The sequence below is a fragment of the Achromobacter sp. ES-001 genome (genome assembly GCF_019448355.1).
Classification (GTDB): domain Bacteria; phylum Pseudomonadota; class Gammaproteobacteria; order Burkholderiales; family Burkholderiaceae_B; genus Achromobacter; species Achromobacter spanius_B.
Map to the genome: position 1 here is coordinate 2657375 of NZ_CP079940.1, position 12961 is coordinate 2670335.

Consider the following 12961-nt stretch of genomic DNA (forward strand, 5'->3'; position numbering starts at 1 on the left):
GGCTTATTTACCGGCCGCGGCGGCGGGTTCTTTGGTGACCATCATGGCGGCCGTGCGGTCGCTGGTCATCGGCGTCACCTTCAAGCCCTTCTTGGTGGCCCAGATGTTCTTGTAGTGGAACAGCGGGATGATGCCGACGTCGTCGGACACCAGCTTGACCGAGTCGCGCAGGATGGCTTCACGCTTGGCCACATCGAATTCCGACGTGGACTGTTCCAGCGCGGCGTCCACCTTGGGGTTGGTGTAGTGGCCCCAGTTGGACGCGCCCAGGCCCTTCTTGGCGTCGACAGTAGCCAGGATGTTGACCAACGCGTAGCTGGCTTCACCCGTGCCGTTGCCCCACGCCAGCATGCTGACGGCGAATTCGTTCTTGTTGGCGCGGCCCGAGTACACGGCCCATGGCACGACTTCCACTTGGGTCTTGACGCCGACGCGGGTCCAGAACTGCGCCACGGCTTGGGCCGTTTCCGGGCCTTGCGGGTAGCGGTCGTTCGGCACGTGCATGGTCAGCTTGAAGCCGTCGGGAAAGCCTGCTTCGGCCAGCAGCTTCTTGGCTTGCGCGACGTCGTTGGGGATGTCTTTGACGTCGGGGTTGTAGCCGAAGGTGCCCTTGGGCATCCACTGGTTGGCTTCAGTGGCCGCGCCTTGCAGGATGCGGTCCGAAATGGCCTTGCGGTTGATGGCCAGGTTCAGCGCCTGACGCACGCGCAGGTCCAGCAGCGGGTTCTTGTCCAGCGGCTTGCCGTTGTTGTCGGTGATGTACTGGTTGGGCGCGGGGTTGAAGCTGGGTTGCAGGATCATCACGCGCAGGCCGTCGTACGGGTACACCGCGATGTTCGGGGCCTTTTGCAGCTTGGCCAGGTCCGACACCGACACCTTGTCGATCACGTCCACGTCACCGGCCAACAGGGCGGCGGTGCGCGAGGCGGCGTTGTTGATGTAGCGGTAGTTGACCTTGTCCCAGGTGGCCTTGTCGCCCCAGTAGCCGTCGTTGCGTTCCATGATGACGCGGTCGCCGGGGGTGTAGGACACGAACTTGTACGGGCCGGTGCCAACCATGGCCTTGCCCGAGTTGTAGTCTTCGGTGGTGGACTTTTCACCGACGTGCTTGCTGACGACGTGTACGGATGCCAGGTTCAGCGGCAGGTCGGGGTTGGGCGCTTTGGTCTTGACGATAAGGGTCAGCGGGTCCTTGGCGGTCATCGTGTCGATGGTGCGCAAGTAGCCGGCGTACGTTGCCACGCTGCCCGGCACGGCGCGCGCGCGGGTGTAGGAATAGATCAGGTCGTCGGCGGTAAACGGCGTGCCGTCTTGCCACTTGACGCCTTCACGCAGCTTGAATTCCCAGGTGGTGGGGTCCAGCGGTTTCCAGCTGACGGCCAGGCCGGGTTGCAGCTTGTTCCACTTGTTCTCAATCAGCAGGTCCCAGAAGTGCAGGGCCACCGAGCGGTCGCCGGCGTGGTTGTTTAGTTGCGGGTCCAGAGACGACAGCGGGTCGGCAAAGCCGATCGACAGGTTGTCGGCGGACGCGGCGGCAGAGGCGCCCAGGATGGCAGCGGTCAGGGTCGAAAGAATCAAGCGTTTCATGTTCGGGGTCCTTGGTAGGGGGGGAACGAGTTAAGTGTTCCGAAGGCTGCGTTGTCATTAGCGCCACTGAAGGAATTCAGGACAACGCCGCCAATTAGGTTCAGGCCATGTCGTTCAAATGACAGGCGCTTAAATGGTTGATGGCGATTCCCTTCAATGTGGGAACTTCGGTCTTGCAGCGCGGCATCGCATGCGGACATCGCGGATGAAAATGGCAGCCGCCGGGCGGGTTCAGCGGGCTGGGAATCTCGCCTTTGATCGCGGTAAAGATCTTGTGGCGGGACTTCAGGCTGGGAATTTCCGCCAGCAGCGCTTGCGTGTACGGGTGGTTGGGGCGCTGGAACACTTCGTCCACCGTGGCCGTTTCCACGACGCGGCCCAGGTACATGATGACGACGCGGTCAGACAGGTGTTCCACCACGCCCAGGTCATGGCTGATGAAGAGATACGTCAGGTTCAGTTCTTCGCGCAGGTCCATGAACAGGTTCAGGATCTGGGCTTGAATGGACACGTCCAGCGCGGCCACGGCTTCGTCGCACACCAGCATGGACGGCTGCACGGCTAGCGCGCGGGCGATGCCGATGCGCTGGCGCTGGCCGCCGCTGAATTGGTGCGGATAGCGTTGGCGCAGGGCGGGGTCGAGCCCCGCGCGTTCCAGTTGGGCGCTGACGTAGTCGTCAAAGTCGCCATTGCCGACCAGGCCATGGATGCGGGCTGCTTCGCCCACGATCTCGTCCACGCGCAGGCGTGGGTTGAGGCTGGCGTAGGGGTCCTGGAAAATCATCTGCACGGTCAGGCGCGCGGCGTGGGCGGCGGCCGAGTTCATGTCGGACGGGCGCACGCCGTTGATGCGGACCTCACCGCCGGACGGCGTCAACAAGCCGGCGGCGATGCGGCCCAGCGTGGATTTGCCGCAGCCGGATTCCCCCACCAGGCCGACGACTTCGCCGGGGTTCACGATCAGGTCCACGTTGTCGACCGCGCGCGTGATGGCGGGCGGCTTGGACAAGCCCAGCTTTTGCATGGCGCGGCCGGCTGCGCCGACCTTTTTTTCGCCAAAGCGCTTGCTGACTTGAGAAAGGTCAATCAGCGGCGTGGGGGCGGCGGATACAGTCATGCCGTCACCTCGTTGTGGATCAGGATAGTCGGATGGAAGCAGCGCACGTCGTGTTCGGGCAGGGCTTGAGTGATGCCGGGTTGCTGGCCACAGGCAGCGGTGGCGCGCGAGCAACGCGCGGAAAACGCGCAGCCGGCGGGCAGGTGCAGCAGGTTGGGCGTCATGCCGGGAATCTGGCGCAGGCGCTGGCCGCGTTGGTTGTTGCTGGGCAGGCTGTCGATCAGGCCAACGGTGTAGGGGTGCTGCGGGCGGTCAAGCACGTCGTCGACCTTGCCGTGTTCAACGATGCGGCCGGCGTACATCACGGCCACGTCATCAGCAAGGCCCGCCACCACGGACAGATCATGCGTAATCCAGATCAGGCTGGTGCCGTGCTGCTGCGCCAGCTTTTGGACTTCAGACAGAATCTGCGCCTGAATGGTGACGTCCAGCGCCGTGGTGGGTTCGTCGGCAATGATCAGGTCAGGGCGGTGCAGCATGGCGATGGCAATGGCCACGCGCTGGCGCATGCCGCCGGACAGCTGATGCGGGTAGGCCAGCAAGCGTTCTTCCGGGCTGGGAATGCCCATCATGCCCAGCGTGTCGCGGGCCAGCGTGCGGGCTTGTGCCTTGCTCATTTTGTTATGCGCGCGCACGGTTTCGATCATCTGCACATCCACCCGCAAGACGGGGTTCAGCGTCATCATCGGATCTTGAAAGATCATGGCGATGCGGTTGCCTTGCAACTTGCGCAGTTCACGCGGTGCCAGCTTGGTCAGGTCGCGGCCCTGGAACAGGATTTCGCCGCCGACGATGCGGCCGGGGGCGTCAACCAAGCCCATGATGGAAAAGCCCGTCACGGATTTGCCCGAGCCGGATTCTCCGACCAGGCCCAGGATCTTGCCGCGCTCCAGCGTGAACGACACGTCGTCCACGGCGGGCAGCACGCCCGCGCGGGTATGAAAGTGCGTGCGCAGGTTGCGCACTTCAAGCGTGGCCGGCGCGCCAGCGAAAGCGGTGCGGTCGGTCATTTGTGAGTCCTTGGGTTCAGCACGTCGCGCAGGCGGTCGCCCACCAGATTGATGGCGACGATGGTGATCAGCAGCGCGATGCCGGGGTAGAAGCTGATCCAGTATTCGCCGGACAGCATGTATTGAAAGCCATTGGAAATCAGCAGGCCCAGCGACGGTTCGGTCACCGGCACGCCCAGGCCCAGAAAGCTCAACGTGGCTTCCAGCGTGATGGCGCGCGCAATCTGCAAGGTGCCGATGACGATCAGCGGCGGCAGGCAGTTGGGCAGGATGTGCTTCAACATGATCCGCCAGTTGGGAATGTCCAGGCAGCGGGCGGCTTCGACGTATTCACGGCGGCGTTCCACCAGGGCCTGGCCGCGCGCGGTGCGGGCGTAATAGGCCCATTCCAGAATCACCAGCGTCAGCACCACGTTGCCCACGCCCTTGCCCAGGTAGGCCAGGATCATCATGGCCACCAGGATGGACGGGAACGACAGAATCAGGTCGACCAAACGCATGATGAAGGCGTCGACCTTGCCGCCCGCGTAGGCGGCCAGCAGGCCCAGCAGCGTTCCGACGATGCCGGCGATAACGGCCGAGCCCACGCCCACCATCAAGCTGATGCGCAGGCCGTACAGAATGCCGGACAGCAGATCGCGGCCCTGGCCGTCGGTGCCCAGCCAGTAGTGGAAGGTGTCCAGGCCGTTCATGGAGCCCGGCGGCATGCGGGAATCCAGCACGTCGATTTGCAGCAGGTCATACGGGTTCTGCGGCGAGATCCACGGCGCGAAGATGGCCGCCAAAATCAGCAGGGTGGCCACGGCAAGGCCGAATACCGCCGTCTTGGACGACAGGAATTCGGTCAGGTTGCGGCGCCAGGGCGATTCGCGGCGCAGGGCGGGAATCTTGTCAGGGGTTGCAGTGGTGCTCATGCCGAGCCCTCCAGCCGTACCCGGGGGTCCAGCACTTTATAAAGAATGTCGACGATCAGGTTCAGCGTGACGAACAGGCACACGACCACGATCAGGTAGGCGACGATGACGGGGCGGTCCAGCGCGTTCAGGCTGTCCAGGATCAGCTTGCCGGCGCCGGGCCACGAGAAAATGCTTTCCGTGATGACGGCGAACGCAATGGTCGAACCCAGTTCCAGGCCCAGCACGGTTACCAGCGGGATCATCGTGTTGCGCAGCACGTGTACACAGACCACGCGAAACGGCGACAAGCCCTTGGCACGCGCGAACTTCACGAAGTCCAGCGGAATCACGTCGCGCACGCCGGCGCGGGTTAGGCGGATGACAAGCGAAATCTTGAACAGCGACAGGTTCAGCGCGGGCAAGATCAAATGGCGCCAGCCGTCGGCGGTCAACCACGACCACTGAAAGCCCAGGAATTCCACCGTCTGCCCACGCCCGCTGGCGGGCAGCCAGCCGAGTGACACGCTGAACGTCATGATGAGCATCAGCGCCACCCAGAACGTGGGCAGCGAGAAGCCGACGATGCTGCCGGCCATGATCATTTTGGAAAAGCGGCTGTCGGGGTACAGGCCGGCAATCAAGCCCAGCGGCAGGCCGATGATGACGGCCAGCAGCAGCGCGCTGATCGCCAGTTCCAGCGTGGCGGGCAGGCGCTGGATCACCAGTTCAATCGCGGGGATGTTGTAGACGAAGCTGTTGCCCAGGTTGCCGTGCAGCGCCCCGTTCAGAAAGCCCAGGTATTGCTGCCACAGCGGCTTGTCCAGGCCCAGTTCCGCGATGATGCGGGCGCGGTCCACCTGGTCTACGTCCTGGCCGATCAGGATGTCCACGGGGTTGCCGATGGCGTGCAGGCCCACGAAGACGATCAGCGTCATCAGCAACACCACCACCGCCGCTTGCGCGACACGGCGTATCAACCAACCGGTCATTGCGTGGTCTCCGCTTGCGAGGCCGGGGTGGCAATTGCCGCGGGCGGCGGGGCCGGCGTCCATTCATCGCCGAACACTTCCGGTTCGGAAAACGCTTCCATATTTGCGTAGTACGTTTCGACGTCTTCGCGGTAGAACAGGCCGGCGATGCCTTGCGCCAGGCGCTTGGCGCCGTCGCTGATGGCGGGGATGTCGCCCGAGATCGTGCCTTGGGTCAGCGCGGCGGGGTAGGAAAAGCAGTGCACGCGGTCCAGGCCCGGGCAGGCGCCGGGCACTTTTTCTTGCAGTTCAAAGACGGCGCCCAGGTCGGGCGAATCATGCAGTTCCTGGTCTTCTTCGCCGGGGGGCGGGGTGAACCGGTCGCCCCAGTTGCGCACGTGAGGCGCCAGCGGGGCGAATTCCGGGCGCACGGTCCAGTCGATACGAAAGCCCGTGGAGAAGATCAGGAAGTCCAGCACGAACACGCCTTTGGGCGTGGTGACGTGGATGTCGTCGCCCACCATTGCCAGGTCTTGCACGCCACAGCCCAGGTTGAAGCGGGCGTTGGGGAAGCGCGACACGCGCAAGGTGCTGCCGCGCGGGGGCGGCACTTGCGCGGCGTTGATGTAGTGGCGGATCTTCCACTTCCATTCGTCGGGCAGGGTCAGGTGGCCGTGGGTCAGGCCGGGGTTGCCTGCGCCTTTGCCCTTGTTCACGCGCGGGATGTCGTTGCGGCGGATCAGCAGGTCGACGCTGGCGGCGCCGGCTTCCAGCGCCGTGCCTGCGCTGTCCATGGCGGACGCGCCCGCGCCCACGACGCCGACGCGCTTGCCGGCCAGTGTGGCGTAGTCCATCACGTCGGACGAATGCGCCCAGCGGTCACGCGGCAGTTTCTTGGCAAAGTCAGGCACATAGGCGCCGCCCAGGCCGTCGCGGCCGGTGGCCAGCACCACGCGGCGGGCCAGCACGGTGCTGCGTCCGGCGGGCGATTCGATGTCCAGTTGCACCAGGCGGTCGGCGCGGGGTTGCACGGACAGCACGCGATGCTTGTTGCGCACGTCCAGGTTCAGCACGCGGCGATACCAGCGCAGGTAGTCCATCCATTGCAGGCGCGGAATCTTGTCCAGCGCGTCCCATTCGGCGGTGCCGAATTGCGCTTCGAACCAGGCGCGGAACGTCAGCGCGGGCAAGCCCAGCGCGGGGCCGGTCAGCTGCTTGGGACTACGCAGCGTTTCCATGCGGGCGGTGGTGGCCCACGGGCCTTCGTAGCCTTCGGGCGCCTGGTCGAAGATGGGCGCGGTGATGCCCAGGTGCGTCAACGACGCGGCCGCGGCCAGGCCGGCCATGCCGCCGCCGATGACGACAACGTCCAGTACCTGTTGTCCATCAACCAGACGGGGCGCAACCCAGTTCTTGGCGGGAATTTCCAGCCAGGACAGGTCTTGCCGCAGACGCGCTTCCAGCGCATCCAGGCCTTGCGGCGGGGTGGCAATGGGCAGATTCATAGTGTGGGGGTGTCCAAAACAGGGGCGTCATCACCGTAGATCGACTGCAACAGCGCCGCGTGTTCGCAGGCGTCGTGCAGCACAAAACCGGGCAGCAGGGCGGCGGCGGCTTCGGCCAGGGCGTCGGCCATGGCCTGGCAGGCGGGCGTCAACGGTTGCGATTGCGGTTGCGATTGCGGGGTGATGACCCCGAAGAAAAAAGGAATGTCCAGGTCGATGGGGCGGATCGCCACGCCCGGCATCGGGACGCCGTAAGCGGTGATCGGTTCCAGCACCGACACGCCCAGCCCGGCGCGCACGGCGGCCAGGGCGTTGACGGACGAATTGGTTTCGATGGTGCCCGGCGCATTGCCATCAGGCGCCAGCGCGGCGTCCAGGCGGCGACGCAGCCGGTACGGGTTGGCCATGGTGATCAGGCGGCGGCCGGCTAGAAGATGAACGGGCACCACGTCGTGCGCGGCCAGCGGATCGTCGTCGCGCAGTGCCACGACGCAGGGGGCTTGGGCAATCCAATGCACCGTCAAGCCGCGATGCTCCAGCGGCAAACTTGTGGCGCCCAGTTGCGCGGCGCCGGTCAGCACCGCGTGCACCACGCGTTCGGGCGAGGCGCTGCGCACTTGCACGCGCGTGGCGCCGGTTTGGGATTCGATGCGCTTGAGCGCGTCGGGCAGCAGGCCTGCGGCCAGCGCCGACGTTGCCGCCAGCAGCAACGGCTTGGCTTGGCCCCGCGCAATTTCTTCGGCGCGGCTGCGAATCTGCTGCAAGCCGGCCAGCGCGCGTTCTACGTCGTCATACAGCAGAAAGCCCTGTTCGGTAGGCGTGACGCGCGGTCCGCTGCGGTTGAACAGGGCATAGCCTATCTCAGCTTCCAGCTCTTGCAACAGGCGGCTGATGGCCGGCTGCGAGCGCCCAAGCAGGCGCCCGGCAGCGGTGACGCTACCTGTGGACATGACGGCCGCGAAGGCCTCGAGTTGGCGAAGTTCCATCTGTGTTGCTTTATGCTCAGGGCGAATTCTTGCCCGGCAAGTATGCGCGCAGCAAATAGTTAAAAGGCATAAGCAAATTCCCTAATAGGGGATTTCCTTATGCTTTTTCATAACTACGCGTTATTTCAAGGGCTTAGGGACGGAGCGAATGCGCGGGTGTGGCGGGAAAGTCCGTCAAATTGAAACATCCATAGGCCATCCACTTGGATGGTTTTAAGATTCCGTCCATGCCTCCTCGCCCTCCAAGCCTCGCTTCCGCCCCTAAGCCTTCGGACGAAAAGATCACGATCAACCTCGGTTATGTCGACCTGGGGCAGATCGATCTTCTGGTCCAGGAAGGCTTCTACGCCAACCGTACCGACTTGATCCGCACCGCAATCCGCAACCAGCTTGCCGCCCATGGCGACGCGGTGCGGCAGGCGGTCAGCCGAAAAACCTTGGTGCTGGGCATTCAGCACTACACGGCCGACGACTTGCTGGCGGTGCAGGCTGCCGGGCAGATGTTGCAGATCCGAATCCTGGGGCTGGCGACCATCGCGCCCGACGTCACGCCCGAATTGGCGCTTGCCACGATTGAATCCGTGACGGTGCTGGGCGCGTTGCACGCCAGCCCCGCAGTCAAGGCCGCCCTGCGTCAGCGCATCCGCTGACACGTTATTGCCGCTTTAAAGGTCACCCCATGCATCCAGATTTTCAGCAGTTGATGAGCCAGGCCACGCGCCTTACCCGGTCCGGCAACCTGGCCGCGGCCACCGCCGCCATCCAGGCCGCCTTGATGGGCGCGTCGCCCACGGCGGCATCCGCCGCACCGCGCTATGACGAGGCCGATGTCATTGATGTCGAGGCGCGCGAGGTTCCTGCGTCGACGGTAAGCGCTGCCGCGTCGTCTGACTCCGGCTCCCATTCCACCCCCGCGCCGTCCCGGGCTCGGGACGACGACGTCGGGCAAAGCCCCCACACCCCCGCCACGCCCCGGGCGCCCGGCGAATCTTCGGCCACGCCGGGTGATTACTTCACGGCCGGCTCGTTTCGCAATAGCGCCGGCCAGCGGGCCTACAAGTTGTATGTGCCGCCCGGTGCAAACGGGCAAGCTCGGCCGCTGGTTGTGATGCTGCACGGCTGCACGCAGGATGCCGACGACTTTGCCGCAGGCACCGCGATGAATGAGGCCGCGCGCAAGCAAGGTTTCTATGTGCTGTATCCGGTGCAGCCGCGCGAGACCAATCCGCAAAAGTGCTGGAACTGGTTCAAGCACAATCACCAGCAGGCTGGCAAAGGCGAGCCGTCGATCTTGGCCGACATGACGCGCCACGTCATCGCCGAATATGGCATCGACCCCCACCGTGTGTACGTGGCGGGTTTGTCAGCAGGCGGCGCGATGGCCGCGATTTTGGCCAATACTTATCCGCAGCTGTATGCAGCCGCCGGCGTGCATTCCGGCCTGGCGGCGGGCGCGGCCACGGATCTGCCGTCGGCCTTGTCCGCCATGAAGGGGATCGGCGTGCGCCCCGGCGCGGCGTCCGGCACGCCGGTGCCGACGATTGTCTTTCACGGCGACCGCGACGCCACCGTGCATCCGAGCAATGGCGATGCGGTCGTGGCCGCCAGCGCCGGGGCGAATGCCCAGGTCCAAAGCCAGCGTGTGGCGGGTGCTAACCGGGGGCGCGACAGCACTAAGCGCGTATATATGGACGCATCGGGCAAGGTGGTGGCGGAATATTGGGTGGTGCACGGCGCGGGCCATGCCTGGGCAGGCGGGTCGCCCAAGGGCTCGTACACGGATGCTTCTGGCCCGGATGCCACGCAAGAGATGCTGCGGTTTTTCTTCGAGCATCCGTTGGCGACGAAGCAGTAAGGGAATAAGGGCTCATGCACTGGGGGTCGTCATTCCTTTCTTCGTCATTCCTTGCTATCCGGTCGCGGCCTTCCAACCGAGGAAGGCCGCGACCGTGCCCACACGGATGAGGCTGAACCATCAGCCCCGCGCGATCAAACCAGCGTCACCTTCCCAGTGGCCAAGTCGTACACGCCGCCCGCCACCATCAGCTTCTTTTGCTCGACCATGCTTTTCAACACCGGCTGCGCGCTCTGTAATCGCTGGACGGCCAAGCGGACGTTTTCAGCGATGGCGGCGGCCAGCAGGTTTTTCGGTTCGCCCTTGCTGGCGCGTTCCACGGCGGGCTTGATGGCGTTGACCAGTTCGGGCAGATGGCCGGGCAGCTCGGCTTTTTCTTTCAGCACCTTTACCGTGGCATCCACCGCGCCGCAATTGTTATGGCCCAGCACCACGATCAGCGGCACGTTCAGAAACTTGGCGGCATATTCAAAACTGGCCAAGCCATCGTCATTGACGAAGTTTCCCGCCACGCGAACGATAAATACATCGCCCGGGTTCTGGTCAAAGGCCAATTCCGGCGCCACCCGGGAATCCGAACAACTGAGTATCGCGGCAATCGGTTTCTGCGTTTTGACGCGAGCCGCCCGGCCCGCTGAAAAGTCCCGCATATTGGGTTTGTTGGCCGCATACCGGGCGTTGCCGGCCAGCAGTCGTTTCAACGCCTCTTCGCCACCAATATCATTCGACGGGACTTCGGCATAGGCGGTTTCCGCCCAGCCCGTCGCGCCAAAAGCCGCCAGACCCGCCGCGCCCAACAGCAGGCGGCGGCGGGGGTTGTCCAGCGTGGAAGCAGTCAGGCAATCAGCACAGTCGCACATAGGTTTCTCCCAAAGGACAAATGTCCAGAGAATTCGTGCGCAATCATTGTGCGGCGATAACTGTGTTCTGACGCGGTAACCCGTGTGGACTTAACAATTGTTTTGGCTGGCCGGCGCTTGACCTTGCCAGCGTGGGAATCTTTAGGCTGGGCGTCCTGGTTTGAATGTTCCAAGACCACCCACTAAGGCGGGCCTTATGCCAAAAATCACCGTTCTTCCCCATCCCGATCTTGCTCCCGCCGGCGCAGAGCTGGACGTTCCCGCGGGAACGTCGCTTTGCGACGCGCTGCTGGACCACGGAATAGCCATTGAACACGCGTGCGAACAAAGCCGCGCCTGCACGACATGCCACTGCATCGTGCGCAGCGGTTTCGATGCGCTGAATGAAGTGGAAGAGGGCGAAGAAGACCTGCTGGACCGCGCCTGGGGAGTCGAGCCGCAGTCACGTCTAAGCTGCCAGGCCATCGTCGGCGATGAGGACGTGACGGTCGACATCCCCAAGTACACGGTCAACCATGCGAAGGAAAATCACTGAAGCCAGACGCGGCGCTGCCCGCCGATAGCTCGCCAGCTGAGCGAGGGTTCCCCCCTATTGAAGGGCTTGTTTTCGATCCCTTACATCGGTGTTACGACTCCAACGATAGGATTTAGATATTCGAAACTAGGAGTCCATCATGAATAACGAGAAGCCGACACCCGAACCAAATAAGCGTCGCTGGCCTTTCGGCTATGGGGACGAATCCAATCAGCTGGAGACGTCATGGACTGTTCGGTAGAAGGAAAGGTGGCATTCGCGGACGGCCATTCGTACCATTTCGCCACGGTGGACGCCGCGCTGGCATTTGCCGAATGCGTGAAAAGCTCGCAGCAGCCCGGTCAATGCGCGGCAGCCAATGGCTGTACGCAGACGGTAAAGCTGGAGGATGTGGCGGCGGCGGAAGAGCAGGAGCAGCGGGAAGACCGCTGATCAGCGGCCGGTTTCAGTCGCGCCCCGCTGGGTCATTGCACCCGGGGGCGCGACGTCGTTTGCGTTACCCCGTTTGCGTTACCCCGTTTAGGTCACCCCGTTTAGGTCACTCCCTTTACGTCACGCCGTTTCCGACGCCTCTGCGTTAGCCGGACGCACACTGCCGGGTTTGCCGTAATACCAGTAGGCACAAAGAAAACCGGCAAGCATGCCCGGCAGGCCACCCACGAATAACGGAAACACCATGTCGCGCACGGCGGCGTCGCGGCCGGAGAACGGCAGGAATGCACCCATGCCAAAGATCAGGCCGACCAGCGCTACCTTGCCCAAGGCTTTCCAGTTGGATCGCACCGGCCGTAGCGCGCCGGCCACGATGCCGCACAGCAGCGCGGGGATGACACCAAACAGATAAAACCAGGGCAGGCCAAAGACCATGATCATCAGGTTTTGGGGCGTTTGCGACAGCACGCTGAGAACCAGCGTAACGGCGATGCCGCCAATGGCGGGCGCGATGAACGCAAACATCAAGCCGCCCGCGAAAATATCGCTGCGTATGCGGTGGCCGGTGTCATCCGGGCTGCGTCGGGTCACCCGATAAACCACGGATGCCACGGTGGCCAATAGCAAAATGGCGGCGGTGATGATCAATTTCATGGCGCCATTCTGGCATAAACCCAAGCTTGCGCCGGCACGCGTTAATGCCGGTAGACTGCTTGCTTTCGCGTCCCGTTTTTAATGGGGCAACGAACCGGCGCCGGCCCATGCGGGTGGCCAGGCGCCAATATCAAGGGGGCATCAACGCTGTGAAAATAAAAAAACTGATTGAAGAACGCCGTCTGGGCGAACGCGTCGCCGTCAGCGAACGCGACGACCCGACCCACGCCGATACGCTGGCCGCGCTGGACCAGCTGGACGGCGCGCAATACAGTTCCGTCGCCTTCGTGACGGAAGACAACACCGTCATGGCGATCGGGGGCGGCGATGGCGCGTTTGTCGTGTCCATCACGCTGGATGACGACGCGCGCATCTATACGCTGGTCGACCCGTCGCGGTCCGAAGACCACGACCAGGAAGTGGTGGTGGGCGGGCAGGCGGGCAGCTACCAGCAATACCAATGCGTGGACCGCGACATGGCGAGGGCGGCGCTGCTGCATTTCCACCAGGAAGGCGCGCCGTCACCCGACCTGCAATGGGTTAGCGAGTAGGGCGG

Annotated in this window: 14 protein-coding genes; 5 read left to right on the forward strand and 9 right to left on the reverse strand. The window is 63.8% G+C overall.

The genetic code is table 11. The features are described 5' to 3' along the window. Positions 1-3 precede the first annotated feature (3 nt). The 7 genes from KYT87_RS12050 to KYT87_RS12080 form a co-directional block, all read right to left on the reverse strand. The gene (locus KYT87_RS12050; RefSeq protein ID WP_219992317.1) at positions 4-1587 is read right to left on the reverse strand and encodes an ABC transporter substrate-binding protein; all 1584 of its coding nucleotides are present in this window, start codon (positions 1585-1587) and stop codon (positions 4-6) included. Between the two features lie 100 nt (positions 1588-1687). Further along, on the reverse strand, positions 1688-2704 hold the full coding sequence (locus KYT87_RS12055; protein ID WP_219992318.1) for an ABC transporter ATP-binding protein: 1017 nt from the start codon (positions 2702-2704) through the stop codon (positions 1688-1690). After that, entirely contained in the window at positions 2701-3714 is a 1014-nt protein-coding gene (locus tag KYT87_RS12060) for an ABC transporter ATP-binding protein (RefSeq protein WP_219992319.1), read from the reverse strand. The genes KYT87_RS12055 and KYT87_RS12060 overlap by 4 nt, the downstream gene beginning before the upstream one ends. Then, positions 3711-4628 (reverse strand): ABC transporter permease, encoded by a 918-nt coding sequence (locus KYT87_RS12065; protein ID WP_219992320.1) that lies wholly within the window; start codon positions 4626-4628, stop codon positions 3711-3713. Before KYT87_RS12065 ends, KYT87_RS12060 begins: the two co-directional genes overlap by 4 nt. Further along, positions 4625-5599, reverse strand: coding sequence for an ABC transporter permease (locus KYT87_RS12070; protein WP_120155148.1), 975 nt, complete (start codon positions 5597-5599; stop codon positions 4625-4627). The genes KYT87_RS12065 and KYT87_RS12070 overlap by 4 nt, the downstream gene beginning before the upstream one ends. Then, complete coding sequence (locus tag KYT87_RS12075) at positions 5596-7083, reverse strand: NAD(P)/FAD-dependent oxidoreductase (RefSeq protein WP_219992321.1); 1488 nt, start codon at positions 7081-7083, stop codon at positions 5596-5598. The genes KYT87_RS12070 and KYT87_RS12075 overlap by 4 nt, the downstream gene beginning before the upstream one ends. Beyond that, positions 7080-8069 (reverse strand): LysR family transcriptional regulator, encoded by a 990-nt coding sequence (locus tag KYT87_RS12080; RefSeq protein ID WP_046805849.1) that lies wholly within the window; start codon positions 8067-8069, stop codon positions 7080-7082. The genes KYT87_RS12075 and KYT87_RS12080 overlap by 4 nt, the downstream gene beginning before the upstream one ends. A gap of 227 nt (positions 8070-8296) precedes the next feature. Here KYT87_RS12080 and KYT87_RS12085 point away from each other — a divergent pair, with 227 nt between their 5' ends. Beyond that, on the forward strand, positions 8297-8719 hold the full coding sequence (locus tag KYT87_RS12085; protein WP_046805916.1) for a CopG family transcriptional regulator: 423 nt from the start codon (positions 8297-8299) through the stop codon (positions 8717-8719). A gap of 29 nt (positions 8720-8748) precedes the next feature. Then, positions 8749-9924 (forward strand): PHB depolymerase family esterase, encoded by a 1176-nt coding sequence (locus tag KYT87_RS12090; RefSeq protein ID WP_219992322.1) that lies wholly within the window; start codon positions 8749-8751, stop codon positions 9922-9924. Positions 9925-10058: 134 nt separating this feature from the next. Here the strand turns inward: KYT87_RS12090 and KYT87_RS12095 are convergent, their stop codons facing one another. Continuing rightward, positions 10059-10784 (reverse strand): carbonic anhydrase, encoded by a 726-nt coding sequence (locus tag KYT87_RS12095; RefSeq protein ID WP_219992323.1) that lies wholly within the window; start codon positions 10782-10784, stop codon positions 10059-10061. Positions 10785-10980: 196 nt separating this feature from the next. Here KYT87_RS12095 and fdx point away from each other — a divergent pair, with 196 nt between their 5' ends. Continuing rightward, positions 10981-11319, forward strand: coding sequence for an ISC system 2Fe-2S type ferredoxin (fdx, locus tag KYT87_RS12100; protein ID WP_046805852.1), 339 nt, complete (start codon positions 10981-10983; stop codon positions 11317-11319). 225 nt (positions 11320-11544) lie between these two features. After that, positions 11545-11751: a hypothetical protein gene (locus KYT87_RS12105; RefSeq protein WP_046805853.1), complete on the forward strand. Its 207-nt coding sequence runs from the start codon at positions 11545-11547 to the stop codon at positions 11749-11751. 120 nt (positions 11752-11871) lie between these two features. Here the strand turns inward: KYT87_RS12105 and KYT87_RS12110 are convergent, their stop codons facing one another. Continuing rightward, entirely contained in the window at positions 11872-12405 is a 534-nt protein-coding gene (locus tag KYT87_RS12110; RefSeq protein WP_046805854.1) for a hypothetical protein, read from the reverse strand. A 149-nt stretch (positions 12406-12554) separates the two neighbouring features. Between KYT87_RS12110 and KYT87_RS12115 the strand changes: the two genes are divergently transcribed. Continuing rightward, the gene (locus KYT87_RS12115; RefSeq protein WP_219992324.1) at positions 12555-12956 is read left to right on the forward strand and encodes an Imm1 family immunity protein; all 402 of its coding nucleotides are present in this window, start codon (positions 12555-12557) and stop codon (positions 12954-12956) included. Positions 12957-12961 lie beyond the last annotated feature (5 nt).

Bases quoted from the DNA above. Each gene is read 5' to 3' on its own strand.
- KYT87_RS12050 (WP_219992317.1), bottom strand. From the start codon at position 1,587: ATGAAACGCTTGATTCTTTCGACCCTGACCGCTGCCATCCTGGGCGCC.
- KYT87_RS12055 (WP_219992318.1), bottom strand. From the start codon at position 2,704: ATGACTGTATCCGCCGCCCCCACGCCGCTGATTGACCTTTCTCAAGTC.
- KYT87_RS12060 (WP_219992319.1), bottom strand. From the start codon at position 3,714: ATGACCGACCGCACCGCTTTCGCTGGCGCGCCGGCCACGCTTGAAGTG.
- KYT87_RS12065 (WP_219992320.1), bottom strand. From the start codon at position 4,628: ATGAGCACCACTGCAACCCCTGACAAGATTCCCGCCCTGCGCCGCGAA.
- KYT87_RS12070 (WP_120155148.1), bottom strand. From the start codon at position 5,599: ATGACCGGTTGGTTGATACGCCGTGTCGCGCAAGCGGCGGTGGTGGTG.
- KYT87_RS12075 (WP_219992321.1), bottom strand. From the start codon at position 7,083: ATGAATCTGCCCATTGCCACCCCGCCGCAAGGCCTGGATGCGCTGGAA.
- KYT87_RS12080 (WP_046805849.1), bottom strand. From the start codon at position 8,069: ATGGAACTTCGCCAACTCGAGGCCTTCGCGGCCGTCATGTCCACAGGT.
- KYT87_RS12085 (WP_046805916.1), top strand. From the start codon at position 8,297: ATGCCTCCTCGCCCTCCAAGCCTCGCTTCCGCCCCTAAGCCTTCGGAC.
- KYT87_RS12090 (WP_219992322.1), top strand. From the start codon at position 8,749: ATGCATCCAGATTTTCAGCAGTTGATGAGCCAGGCCACGCGCCTTACC.
- KYT87_RS12095 (WP_219992323.1), bottom strand. From the start codon at position 10,784: ATGTGCGACTGTGCTGATTGCCTGACTGCTTCCACGCTGGACAACCCC.
- fdx (WP_046805852.1), top strand. From the start codon at position 10,981: ATGCCAAAAATCACCGTTCTTCCCCATCCCGATCTTGCTCCCGCCGGC.
- KYT87_RS12105 (WP_046805853.1), top strand. From the start codon at position 11,545: ATGGACTGTTCGGTAGAAGGAAAGGTGGCATTCGCGGACGGCCATTCG.
- KYT87_RS12110 (WP_046805854.1), bottom strand. From the start codon at position 12,405: ATGAAATTGATCATCACCGCCGCCATTTTGCTATTGGCCACCGTGGCA.